Source organism: Leptospira kanakyensis, from assembly GCF_004769235.1.
Taxonomy (GTDB): Bacteria; Spirochaetota; Leptospiria; order Leptospirales; family Leptospiraceae; genus Leptospira_A; species Leptospira_A kanakyensis.
Genome location: NZ_RQFG01000005.1, coordinates 949,525 through 961,823, shown reverse-complemented (window position 1 = coordinate 961,823; position 12,299 = coordinate 949,525). Strand labels below are relative to the sequence as shown.

The window sequence follows — 12,299 nt, the reverse complement described above, 5'->3', positions numbered from 1 at the left end:
GTAATTGAATGAGAGTTTAATTATCCTATGTTTGTTGCTATATACACGAAGACTATGAAACCAAATCATTATACAGAAATTCCAGCCACGTTCGAAGTTCAATTGGAACAACTAAAAGATTATGATTCGAAAAAACACATCAGTGCTCGGGGAATCATGTTTTACCATCCTTATGACATTGAAGTGCCTTCGATATTAAAAATATCTTTAAAAATGATTTCTATGACAGGTTCTGTTGACTTTCTGGTGAAAACTTTAAAGAGCGAAAAAATAGGGAATGAACCTCTGTTTGAGATTCATTGTAATTTTTATGACACAAATGCTGAAAAAGAAGACGAAGTGTTAAGTTTTATTAGTAGTTACTAATTTCTATAATCATTAAAACTTATAGGGTTCCTCCCTTTTCAATTAGATACTGAAAACTGTCTTCTGTAAAGGACTTGTCTTTAGGTCCATACTGCATAAGCCACCGCGTTGGTGGCAAAAATCCTTCTGTTTTTAAAGCATATCCACCACCTAACGGTGCGCCAATGGTCGAACGAAGTTCGAAATGTAAATGCGCCTGATAACTTCCACCCGCATCACCAATGGTTCCTATCCATTCTGTTTTTTTAACCAATTGTCCCGGTTCTACATCAATGGTATGTAGATGGGCATAAACAGATTCTAAATACCAGAAGTCCCCATTTCCTACATTATGGTAGTGAACAATCCGAACTACCTTTCCCCAACCACCACCATAGTCTGCAATTTCTGAAACCACGCCGTTACCAAAAGTATATACGGGAGCAGCAAAATCACTGTCACCTCCTGTGATGGCATTCCAATCTTCCCCTAGATGTTTTCGGCCGCCAAACTTTCCATTTTCGGCTCCAAACCTTTGTGCTAAGTAGTAACCTTCTGCATACTTTCCACCTACTGGGAATTCGAAGTCGGTAGCTTGGAAAGAAGGGTATCGTTTGAGAATGGGATAGGGGTCAGTGGCACGAACTTCACCAGAAGATTCCATCCAACCAAAGAGTGGGTTTCCTTGGTAAGTGTAACCTTTTGAGACACAACCTGTCCCAAGTAGCGATAGACAGGTTGTGAAAAGGAAAATAAGAAAAGAGTTATTTGCTACGAACCAATTTCTTTTTAGAAGAACTTGAAGGTTTTGAAGATTCATGACGGCCTTCCGAAAGGAATTCCGCTCGTGCTTCGATTGGCAAATGGTTTCCGAGTTTTGCCGATCTTTTTTTACCGGTTGCCATTTCTTCTTTCATCTCATAAAGAAAGGAATCGTAATCCACCTGGATGGTATGGCGAGTACTACTCACATACCTTTTTTTCATTTTGACTTGGTCTTCTTCGATGGCTTTTTCCATATCCTCTTTGGATGGTAACACATAATTTCCCGTTAGATACTGAGAAATCCATTTCCCTTGGCATTCCGCCAGAGGCATAATGGCACCTAACGGCTGCATAAGACCAACAAAAAACAAATTATTGATTCCTGGTTTGATCATTTTGTAGAACAGAGGAATGTAGTTATTGGGTGCTGATAAAAAGTCTTCATCAAAGAATGGAAACTTGATATTGTATCCCGTACAATAAATGAGAACATCCGCATCTTCTTCTGTTCCATCAGCAAAGGCAATTTTTTTACCTTTGAGTTCTGTGATGACTGGTTTTGGTTTGATATCCCCTCGTCCTAGCCTAACAAGTAAATCTTGAGAGATGGTGGGGTGGGCAGAACCAAACTTATGATCTGGTTTTGGTAAACCAAAGTTTTCCATTTTTCCGACGCCGAAACGAATGAGAAGGTGAGCGAGTGTTTGTTGGATAAAAAAAGGAACCCAATGTGGTGTGTATTCTGTCAATTTATCTAATGGTTTTCCAAATAGATAGTTAGGAATGACATAAGCACCGCGTCTTGCTGATAAAAATACTTTTTTGGAAACACCGGGTCTAGAAAGTTCCACAGAGATATCCATCGCACTGTTCCCCATACCAAGAACGACTACGTTTTTTCCTTCACAGTTAACAGGTGTTTTTGGGTCTACATAGGAATGCGAGTGCATGATTTGACCGGAAAATTTTCCAGGAAAGGCAGGATCAGGCCAACGTTCATTCCAATGGTGTCCATTGGCGACAACTAACGCGTCATAGTATTTGACTGGACCTTTTTCGGGAGTGATCTTCCAAATCCCATCTTCGGTTCGCTCTGCTTTTTTGATTCCATTTTTGAATTGGATGTGTTTACGAAGCCCAAAGTGATCCACGTAGGATAAAAAGTAATTTTGAATGGGTTCATGGTTTGGATAATCCGCATAATTTGTTGGCATCGGATAATCGCGGTATTCCATACGATCCCTATGTGTGTTGATATGAAGGGATTTGTAAATATTACTGAGGCCATTGTCGTTTTTGTAACGCCAGTTGCCGCCCACATCACTTCCTTTTTCATAACAATCAAAGGGAATTCCATTTTCCTTTAATGATTTAATGACTGTGATACCGGAAGAACCGGCGCCAATTACGCAAACTTTAGGAAGTGCCATAGTATTTCTCTCGCAACCAAAGATAGACTTAGGGAGAGATTTTGCGAATAGAGAACGACGTTATCAAGAAGATTTTACATTTCTAAGGAAAAAATTCGTCATTTTGACACATATGAAGAATTGAAGGTGGATCTTTTTCGCAATTTGTAAGTGCAAAGGCTGGAGATGTTTGTTTTTCCGAGCACTAAACTTTGAATAGGTTTTGTAAATACTTTCCGCTTAATGTTTTATAAATAGAAAAGTCTGAATCAATGCTTATAATTTTGTTAATTCCTCTTTTTTCAGAAATACACATAAGTGAAGCATCAGCTAAATCCATTGGCAGATCTGAATATTTCTTCATCCTATTTTTGATGTATTTGAGATCGTCTATTGACAAATCATCTAAATGAATGCCACCTCGTTCGATCCACTCAAGAAAATCTGATTGTACATCATTTGAAAAAGAAAGAAGATAAATTACTTCGGTAACCACCGGCCATGAAGTAATTAACTGACCGTTATAGTTCTTAAGGAATTTGAGGATGGATTTATGAAATTTATCTTTAGCGTTAAATAATGCTAGGATTGGTCCAGAATCAATGAGAGCTACGTTTTGCATGTTTCTTCTCAATTTTTTGACGAAGGTAATCTTTTCGATTTTCTGCTAAATCTGTTTTTCCCGAATCATATTTTCCAAATAAATCGAAACCTAAATCAAAGGGAGTTTTAGTTTTACCACGGTTTTGGATGTACTCTAGAATTGATTCTTTTACAATTTCTGATCGGGATTTGCCTTCTGACTTTGCAAATGAATCTAGTTTTCTTTCTAAATCTTTTGGTAATCGAAGGCTAATCATTCTTAGATTGTATCACCTTTTTGTATTACGGTCAACCAAGGTGAGGAAATTTTTTGCGATTTTACAACGGGAAATCCGAAGTATAGCTACTTATTTGCTTTGAGAAGTATCCAAAAAACTACGAATCTCTGCTTCCGCATTAGAAATTTGAATTTTGGTAATCTTTCCCGCTTTCAGTTGGATGAGGGTGAGAGAACCTTTCGTTCTTGGATATGGATCGGCCAGTTTTTCTTCTCTCACCAAACGAAGAGTATACGGATAAGATTTCATTTTGGGTAAAGCTACAAACTTGGAAATGAGAGAAGGCATTCTATGGATATCAGAAATAAGCACTGCTTGTTTTGACTCCAAATATCCTTTTCCTTCTTTTTCTAAAATAGGATGGATGATTTTACTCGCATCCATATCAGAAATAAAAATCAGCTTTGTCGTATCGGCAGGAACGGGACTTGGTTCTTCCCACTGGTTTGTATAATTAATTTCGGGAAGGGTATTGCCAACAACTAGAGTTGGAGTGGTGGGTTCCTCAGCGGAGAGAGTCAAAGCAGAGAATAAGATTAGAAATGAAAGTGCGTATGTGATGATAGTTTTTAGTCTTAAGTTGAAATTCATTTTGGTTGGTTGAAAATTAATTTGATCCATGGGTGCTCGTGGTTGTTGAAAACAAACTTCTCCTAAAGACGGTATAAATATTCTAAAACTTGTTCTTTTGTCATCTTACTCGCGTTAGAGAATTCTCCTCCTTTGGTGGAGGTGAGAATTTTACCTGACGGGTCAATGACAACAAGAGCCGGAATTCCGTTTTGAATGGGATTCCCAAGTGTATCGTTTAGACTTAAGTTTTTATCGAAGCGGCCCACATCGACTTTAAAGATGATAAAATTTTGAGAGAGTAGGGCTTTGGGTTCTGGTTCCTGAAAGATTCCATCTAATGCTCTACAGTCGGGACACCAATCGGCACCGAAAACCACAATGAGTTTACGATTTAAGTTTTTTGCCTCGGTCAATCTCTCTTGGTATTGAGAAAGTATTATGTCACTTTGTTTGGAGCAGTAAGAAAGGGTGGTAAGGGAAAATCCAAGAAGGAGGAGAGAGAAGAAAAATCGGAATTTTGATTCCATAAAAAAAGCGGAAGGAACCTTCCGCATATCTTATTTCTTTGCGATTTCTTTAAGGATTTCTTGTCTTTTTTTATCTTTATCGATATGGGAAAGAGACAACCAATCGCGTTTCAATTGTTTCTCTGAAACACCTTTGAAGGTTGCATATTTGCCGAGGATTTTTGCTGTTTTTGCGTTCATGCCAACCAGATTCTTTTGCCTCTCCTTTCTGTCAATGCGAACCTTGGTTGCTGTTTCATCCTTGACCCCTAAACTCTTTACGAAACATAGTAAAGTGCAAGAAATCCAAAGACCCTATGAAATCACAGCTACCTGACCGTTACGATCCCGAATCTGTAGAGCCCAAATGGATAAAAACCTGGGAAGAAAAAAAAACCTTCGCGCCTGACTCTTCTCGCAAAGAAACATTTTCGATCGTCATCCCTCCACCAAACGTAACTGGGAATTTACACATTGGTCATGCACTCAATCATACCATCCAAGACATCATCATTCGTATCGAACGTAAAAAAGGTAAAAATGTAGTTTGGGTTCCAGGAATGGACCACGCTGGGATTGCCACACAAGTGGTTGTGGAACGTGAGTTAGGAAAAGAAGGAAAGTCTAGAACTGATTTTACTCGCGAAGGATTTATCGAAAAAGTTTGGGAATGGAAAGCTCATTCTGGTGGAATGATTGCCAAACAACAGCGGTTACTCGGTGAATCAGTCGATTGGTCGCGCGAACGATTTACGTTTGATGAAGGACTTTCCAAAGCAGTCATTAAAGTATTTCGCAGTTTGTATGATGAAGGATTGATTTATCGCGGTGAACGAATCATCAACTGGTGCCCGGTAACAAAAACTGCTATCTCAGATATTGAAGTAGAGTATAAAGAAAAACAAGGTAAACTCTACCATATCAAATATCCAAAAGCAGAGTTTCAATCCAAAGATCCAAAAACTCTTTCCAAGGGCGAATACATCGTTGTTGCAACCACAAGACCCGAAACCATGTTTGGTGACGTGGCAGTTTGTGCTCATCCAGATGACGCACGTTATACGGAATTAAAGGGTAAGTTTGTATTTTTACCAATTGCCGGTAAAGAAATCCCCGTATTGTTTGATTCCTTTGTAGATAAAGAATTTGGATCGGGGCTTGTGAAGATCACTCCGGCCCATGACATCAATGACTATGAAGCGGGACTTCGTTTGAAACTCACTCCACTCAACATTATGAACTTGGATGGAACTTTAAACGAACATACAGGTAAATACAATGGACTCGACCGGTTCGAAGCTCGCAAACGAGTTGTGGAAGAACTAGAAGCCAATGGTTATATTGAAAAAATAGAAACTCATATCCATAGTGTAGGACACAACCAAAGAGGGGGAGCGGTCATCGAACCGTTGTTATCGACTCAGTGGTTTGTAAAAATTGAATCTCTTGCAAAACCTGCTATTGAAGTGGTTAAGTCAGGCAAGGTACAATTCCAACCAAAGATGTGGGAAAAAACATACTTTGAGTGGATGGAAAATATACGTGATTGGTGTATTTCTCGCCAACTCTGGTGGGGTCACCGAATTCCTGCTTATTATGCACCAAATGGTGAGATGGTGGTTGCGGAATCCGTAGAGGAAGCAGTGTCTCTATTTTCTAAAAAAGGAATTTCAGTAACCAAAGAAACCATCAAACAAGATGAAGACGTTTTAGATACTTGGTTCTCTTCCGGACTTTGGCCTTTCACTGTATTTGGTTGGCCTGAAAATTCAACCGAACTCAAACAATACTATCCTACCTCCGTTCTCGTGACGGGATTTGATATCATTTTCTTCTGGGTCGCTCGGATGATTATGAACGGTCTTAAATTTATGGGGGATGTTCCTTTCCAAAAGGTTCTCATCCATGGTCTCGTTCGTGATAAAGATGGTAAGAAGTTTAGTAAGTCCCTTGGAAACGTAGTGGATCCTTTGGATATGATGACTAAATACGGAACGGATTCGTTTCGATTTTTTCTCGCAGCCGTTTTGCCGGAAGGAAAGGACATACTTTTCGACGAATCACGGTTAGACGGATACAGGTCTTTCTGTAATAAAATTTGGAACTCAAGCCGGTTTATATTTATGAACCTGCCAGAAGAGTTCACAACCAAAGAACCAGATATTAATTCTTTAGAAGATACTGACCTTTGGATTTTGAATGAATTTGATCGGATGCTTAGTAAGTATGAAAAAGCTTATTCCGGTTATCTTTTTTTCGAAATGGCAAATGCAGTTTATGATTTTGTTTGGGGATCGTTCTGTGATTGGTATTTGGAATTAACCAAAGCTCGTGTGTATGGAAATGTAACTCCCGAATCGCAAGAAAAAGCTCGCTTTGTTCTTGTGAGTGTTTTGAAAAAATCACTGGGACTTTTACATCCGTTTATGCCTTTCATTACCGAAGAAATTCATTCCTTACTGGATCCAACTGAACTTGCGAAAACAGAATTTCCTAAACCGTATGGAGTTTCTGATTCCGCACCGGCTGTGGTTCGTATGGAACTTGTGCGTGAGATCATCACAAAGATCCGAAACATGCGCGCAGAACTCGGAGTCAAACCTGAGAAAAAATGTAAGGTCATCATCAAGTGTAGCCATAAAGAATTAAAAGAAATGATGGAAAGAGAAATCAAATCCATTCTCCAACTTTCCAAAGCAGAGAGTTTGGAATTTTTAGATTCTTATGAAGCAAAAAATACGGATTCCGTTGGTGCATTTTCGATTGGAGAAATTTTTCTTCCTTTGGAAGGTATTTTTGATTTTGAAAAAGAAAAACAACGATTGGAAAAAGAGAAAAAACAAATCCAATTGGAGATGGAAAAGTTGGAAAATAAAATCAACAATCCATCTTTCTTAGAAAAAGCAAAACCGGATGTGGTAGAAAAAGAAAGAGAAAAGTATAATACTTGGAAAGAGAAACTAGATAGTACGGTAAGGGCTTTAGAAAAAATTGGAACATAAATTTAAAGTTTTACTCATTGGAAGTGGCGGAAGAGAACATGCGTTAGCGGATGCCATCTCTAAATCAAAATCTTTGGAATCGCTTAAGGTGTTTCCAGGGAATGGTGGTTTTTCGAAAGATATCTTATTGGATACAAAAGATATATCCATCACTGATAAATCTAAATTTTTTGATTATATAAAATCTTCGGGAACAAATCTGGTTGTGGTTGGCCCAGAAGATCCACTCGTCAACGGACTTTCTGATTGGTGTGCTGAAATAGGTATCCCTTGTTTTGGGCCTTCTGCTTATTGTGCGCAAGTGGAAGGAAGCAAACACTTTGCCAAAGAAATGATGAAACGGGCCAAAGTTCCTACGGCTTCTTTTGCAGTATTTACAGACCATGAATCGGCTTGGAGTTATGCCCAAAAAGAAATTTTACCTTTGGTTGTCAAAGCAGATGGCCTTGCTGCAGGAAAGGGTGTCACTGTTGCCTTCGAAATGAAGGAAGTAAAACAGGCGTTAGATGAAATCTTTTTAGAATCAAAGTTTGGGGAAAGTGGTAATAAAGTAGTTTTGGAATCCTTTTTAGAAGGAGAAGAAGCATCCCTTTTTGTGATTGCCGATGGGGAAAGGTATATGTGCCTTCCTGCAGCCCAAGACCACAAACGTGCTTATGACGGCGACATTGGTCCAAACACAGGTGGGATGGGTGCTTATGCCCCGGCACCGATTGTCACAGATTCTGTTCTTTCCAAAGTAAAAGAACAAGTCATTGAGCCGATGTTAGCTGAGTTTAGATCCGCCGGCCATCCTTATAATGGACTTCTTTATGTTGGTCTTATGATTACCAAAGAAGGAAATCCCAATGTAGTGGAATTTAACTGTCGATTTGGGGATCCAGAAACACAGTGTGTGCTGCGTTTGTTGGATGAAGATATTTTACCTATTTTTTATGCTTCGGCGGTGGGCAACCTCCCGGAGAGAAATCTAAAACTAAAAGAGGGATCATCTGCTATAGTTGTGCTAGCAGCGAAAGGATATCCGGACGCCCCACAAAAAGGAATGCCTTTAGAGATTCCGCCAAACGAGGGGAATGTGGTGGTTTACCATGCAGGAACGAAAAGCCAAGAAAACCAAATTTTGGCAAATGGTGGACGAATTCTCGGAATCACTTCTTTTGGAAATTCTCTAAAAGATGCAATTAATGATTGTTATGCGTTTCTTGGAAAAATCAAAGCACCAGATACATTTTATAGAAAAGACATAGGAAGGCGTGCTCTCTAATGCCATTTAGTATCTCTGGAAATTTTAAAATTTGTGAACGTACGAACCTTCGCAATTTTGAAAAACATCTAGGGATCATTTTGTCTGAGAACCAAACCCAACTCCAACAACATTTGATGATTCGCCGTGCCCTTCAAAACTTAAGTGGATCGGTGAGTGTTCTTTCAGGGCTCAGTCGTCAAGAGTTGTTATCTTTTATTTTTATCCTCACACAGTTTGGTGATATCATACGTTCGGAAACTCCACCTGAGTACCTTCAATTGGAATCCATTCCTTATGTGATTGAATGGGCCAAAGGCCATTATATGATCCCGATGGAAATTTTAGAACATCTGGCTCATGAAAGGATATTCAAAGACCAAGGGTATTTGTTTGCATTGATTCCAGCCTTATCCATTAAAGAAAAAAAATCTTGGATTCGTTGGATCGGTGTGGATTTTGAAAAGGGTGGAGACCGGGATTTAAATTTTGAAATTTATTCCCAGTGTCGTGTTTTGCAAAAACCTTTTCTTGGTAAGTCCCTTGTCCAAGAATCAGAAATTCGTTTAGAACAAATTTGGCCCAAAGGAAAAAACGAATACATCGATTGGTTTTACAAAGGTCTTTCTACTTTTTATTATTCTATGGAAGAGATGAGTCGAAAAGAAAAAGATCCTTTTTTACTCCATGTCATTGAACTCATTAAGTCAGGTAAGTTCATACTCAAACGTTTGCCTGATACATACGGAAAAGAATCAAGTTACTCTCTGGTGGGAACCGTAGAAGGAAATACGCCACAACTCAGAGAAACCATATTCCAATGGGAAGTGGAACGACTTCGCAAAGATTCTTTGTTTTAAAACTTCCACTTCGGATTTACGCATTATGGATAGATCACTAAAAGACTTAAAAAAACAAACATCAGAAATGATTGAGACTTTCCAATCCTATTGGACGGCACAAAATTTCCAAGAAGACTATGACCGTTTATCCTCACTCATTGAAAAAGCAAACGACCCAAAGTTATGGGACTCACCTGACCAAGCAAAAACAGTCACTCAAAAACGAAACGAGTTACAACTAAAGTTAGATCCTTGGTTAGATTTAAAAAAGGAATTAATTGATTTTCCTGATTTGATTGAACTCACTTCCGAAGAAATGGGTGAGGCGGGCCTAAAATCTTTAAACGATGATTTTGATCGCATGTTTGAGACGTTTGAAAACTTGCAAATGTTAGATGCTCTTGCTGGAAAAGATGATGGCAAAGCTGCCTTTATCAATATCCATCCAGGGGCCGGTGGAACAGAATCCCAAGACTGGGCAGATAAGTTACTGCGAATGTACACAAGGTTTTGTGAACAAAAAGGGTATCGTGCAGAACTCGTGGACTACCAACCGGGGGAAACTGCCGGAATCAAAAACGCGACGCTTTACATCCAAGGGGATCATCCCTTTGGTTATTTAAAATGTGAATCCGGAGTCCATAGACTTGTTCGGATCTCACCTTTTGATTCGAATAAAAGAAGGCATACTTCCTTTGCTTCTGTCTATGTAACACCAGAAGTGGATGACGACATCCAAGTGAACATCGAAGAAAAAGACCTTCGTGTGGATGTGTATCGTTCTTCGGGTGCTGGGGGACAGCACGTCAACACAACAGACTCTGCTGTGCGAATCACACATATTCCTACAGGTGTTGTGGTTTCTTGCCAAATGGAAAGATCGCAAATTAAAAACCGTGATACGGCGATGAAGATGCTTCGTGCACGTTTGTATGAAATGGAAAAACAAAAAGCCGAAGAAGAAAACGCTAAAAAAGCCGGTGAAAAACGTGATATCTCTTGGGGTTCACAAATTCGAAGTTATGTGTTCCATCCTTACAATTTAGTAAAAGACCATAGAACCGATTTTGAAACAGGAAACGTTCATGCAGTTATGGATGGAGACTTGGAAGATTTTATCATTGCCTACTTAAAATACCTGACAAACCAAAAGGCAAACGCAAAAGTATAACCAAATGTCTGTAAAACAGGATATTTCCGGTACTCTAAGGAAAATCCAAAAAGAAATTCAACAACTTCCGAATATTACGGATCGATTGAATTTCATTTTGGACATGACTCTCACTTTGTTTGGAGCTTCCACCGGTAGTATTTCCATTATGGACCAGGAAGAAAAAGTCCTTACCATTGTTGCGGCCAAAGGGATGGATTGGGAAAAGAAAATTGCCGCCAAACTTCCATTCAACTTGGGTGTGACTGGGCGCGCAGCTTCCACCAGAGAAATTATCTATGTTCCCGATGTTACCTTAGATAAAGACTATGTAAAACTGATTGAAACGGTTCGATCGGAACTTGCGATCCCTCTTGTCACAAGAGATTCCACTATTGGAGTTTTAAACTTAGAATCGGATAAGGTTAATTTTTTCTCATCCGATATCATCAACCAAGCTACATTATTTGCATCCCAATTAACAATCGTTATTTTAGAAGAACGAATTGCCAAAGAAGCCTTTGAAAAATCTAAAAGAGAAGAAGATCCTGTTGAAGAAATCCTTGGTTATGATCCGAGCATATTATTTTTAAAACATAGGATTCGTCAAGTGGGCCCCTCCGATACATCGGTGATGATCATTGGAGAGGAAGGAGCTGGTAAAAAATTAATCGCGAAAGCCTTACATTATATCTCCCAAAGAAAGAATGGCCCATTTTTCACTGTAGATTGTTCAGGTCTTAGTTATGAACTTTTAGAAGCAGAACTCTTCGGTGTCCAAAGTGGAAAAATATTCAATCCAGGAAAACTAGAACAGGCCAACGGTGGTTCCTTATACATTGAGTCCATTGGTGATTTACCTTCAAATTTACAAACAAGACTATTTCATACCTTAAGAGATAAAACAATGCCCAATCCTTCTGCCAAAAAGAAGGAGGAGGTTTTAAACATTCGGATTTTTACAGGTAGTAAAAGAGATTTATTAGAAGATATTCAGAAAGAAACTTTTTCGATGGATTTGTATTACCGCCTAGCGGAAGTTCCGTTGCGAGTTTCACCATTACGCGAACGAAGAGGGGATGTTCCACTTCTCGCACATCATTTTTTATACCAATACAACAAACAATATGGAAGAAACAAAACGTTTTCAACAGATGCTTTACGAGCTCTGACAGGAATGCCTTGGAGTGGAAATGTAAGGCAACTCCAAAGTGTCATTCAATATGCAGTCCTTGTTCCACCGGAAGTTGTTTTGGAACCTCATTCCTTTTCACAAGATGGAAAACGAGAATCTGAAACTCCAACTAAAGTTCAAAGTTTTGGAGTGGGGACAGAGATTTTGTCTCCTTCGGAAAATTTATCTCTCAATATTGCCATCGAACGATTGGAAGCCATTTGGATCAAAGAAGCATTCCAACGAGTCTCCACACAGGAAGAAGCTGCAAAACTTCTAGGAATTAGCCGAGGATCTTTACAATATAAGATCAAAAATAACCAATTTCTGGACGGATTCAATGCAGAAAGCCCAAGAAAATAATGGATAGATTGGCCTCACCTGTCGATATATCTATAAAGGAGCT

Annotated in this window: 13 protein-coding genes; 6 read left to right on the top strand and 7 right to left on the bottom strand. The window is 39.1% G+C overall.

All coding sequences use genetic code 11. From position 1 onward, the window contains the following. Positions 1-54: 54 nt before the first annotated feature. Complete coding sequence (locus tag EHQ16_RS05100; protein WP_135635011.1) at positions 55-366, top strand: hypothetical protein; 312 nt, start codon at positions 55-57, stop codon at positions 364-366. Between the two features lie 19 nt (positions 367-385). On the opposite strand, the gene EHQ16_RS05095 is transcribed toward EHQ16_RS05100, so the two are convergent. From EHQ16_RS05095 to EHQ16_RS19460, 7 genes are all read right to left on the bottom strand, one after another. Further along, positions 386-1,165, bottom strand: coding sequence for a M23 family metallopeptidase (locus EHQ16_RS05095; protein ID WP_135635013.1), 780 nt, complete (start codon positions 1,163-1,165; stop codon positions 386-388). Next, a complete protein-coding gene (locus EHQ16_RS05090) occupies positions 1,110-2,540 on the bottom strand; it encodes a flavin-containing monooxygenase (RefSeq protein ID WP_135635015.1) in 1,431 nt (476 codons plus the stop codon). The genes EHQ16_RS05095 and EHQ16_RS05090 overlap by 56 nt, the downstream gene beginning before the upstream one ends. Before the next feature lie 184 nt (positions 2,541-2,724). Next, complete coding sequence (locus tag EHQ16_RS05085) at positions 2,725-3,141, bottom strand: type II toxin-antitoxin system VapC family toxin (RefSeq protein ID WP_135635017.1); 417 nt, start codon at positions 3,139-3,141, stop codon at positions 2,725-2,727. Continuing rightward, on the bottom strand, positions 3,119-3,379 hold the full coding sequence (locus tag EHQ16_RS05080) for a ribbon-helix-helix protein, CopG family (RefSeq protein ID WP_135635019.1): 261 nt from the start codon (positions 3,377-3,379) through the stop codon (positions 3,119-3,121). The genes EHQ16_RS05085 and EHQ16_RS05080 overlap by 23 nt, the downstream gene beginning before the upstream one ends. 90 nt (positions 3,380-3,469) lie before the next feature. Continuing rightward, positions 3,470-4,021 carry a hypothetical protein gene (locus EHQ16_RS05075; protein ID WP_135635021.1) on the bottom strand — a complete coding sequence of 184 codons (552 nt, stop codon included), beginning with the start codon at positions 4,019-4,021 and terminating at the stop codon, positions 3,470-3,472. A gap of 32 nt (positions 4,022-4,053) precedes the next feature. Then, complete coding sequence (locus tag EHQ16_RS05070; protein ID WP_135635022.1) at positions 4,054-4,527, bottom strand: thioredoxin family protein; 474 nt, start codon at positions 4,525-4,527, stop codon at positions 4,054-4,056. 3 nt (positions 4,528-4,530) lie between these two features. Next, positions 4,531-4,680, bottom strand: coding sequence for a hypothetical protein (locus EHQ16_RS19460; protein WP_002972862.1), 150 nt, complete (start codon positions 4,678-4,680; stop codon positions 4,531-4,533). Positions 4,681-4,796: 116 nt separating this feature from the next. Here EHQ16_RS19460 and EHQ16_RS05065 point away from each other — a divergent pair, with 116 nt between their 5' ends. The 5 genes from EHQ16_RS05065 to EHQ16_RS05045 are packed head-to-tail and all read left to right on the top strand — an operon-like array spanning position 4,797 to position 12,256. Then, complete coding sequence (locus tag EHQ16_RS05065) at positions 4,797-7,481, top strand: valine--tRNA ligase (RefSeq protein ID WP_135635024.1); 2,685 nt, start codon at positions 4,797-4,799, stop codon at positions 7,479-7,481. After that, positions 7,471-8,748 carry a phosphoribosylamine--glycine ligase gene (gene purD, locus EHQ16_RS05060; protein WP_135635026.1) on the top strand — a complete coding sequence of 426 codons (1,278 nt, stop codon included), beginning with the start codon at positions 7,471-7,473 and terminating at the stop codon, positions 8,746-8,748. The genes EHQ16_RS05065 and purD overlap by 11 nt, the downstream gene beginning before the upstream one ends. After that, on the top strand, positions 8,748-9,587 hold the full coding sequence (locus EHQ16_RS05055) for a hypothetical protein (RefSeq protein WP_135635028.1): 840 nt from the start codon (positions 8,748-8,750) through the stop codon (positions 9,585-9,587). The genes purD and EHQ16_RS05055 overlap by 1 nt, the downstream gene beginning before the upstream one ends. A 25-nt stretch (positions 9,588-9,612) precedes the next feature. Then, entirely contained in the window at positions 9,613-10,740 is a 1,128-nt protein-coding gene (prfB, locus tag EHQ16_RS05050; RefSeq protein ID WP_135635030.1) for a peptide chain release factor 2, read from the top strand. Between the two features lie 4 nt (positions 10,741-10,744). Beyond that, positions 10,745-12,256 (top strand): sigma 54-interacting transcriptional regulator, encoded by a 1,512-nt coding sequence (locus EHQ16_RS05045; protein ID WP_135635032.1) that lies wholly within the window; start codon positions 10,745-10,747, stop codon positions 12,254-12,256. The last annotated feature ends 43 nt before the right edge of the window (positions 12,257-12,299 follow it).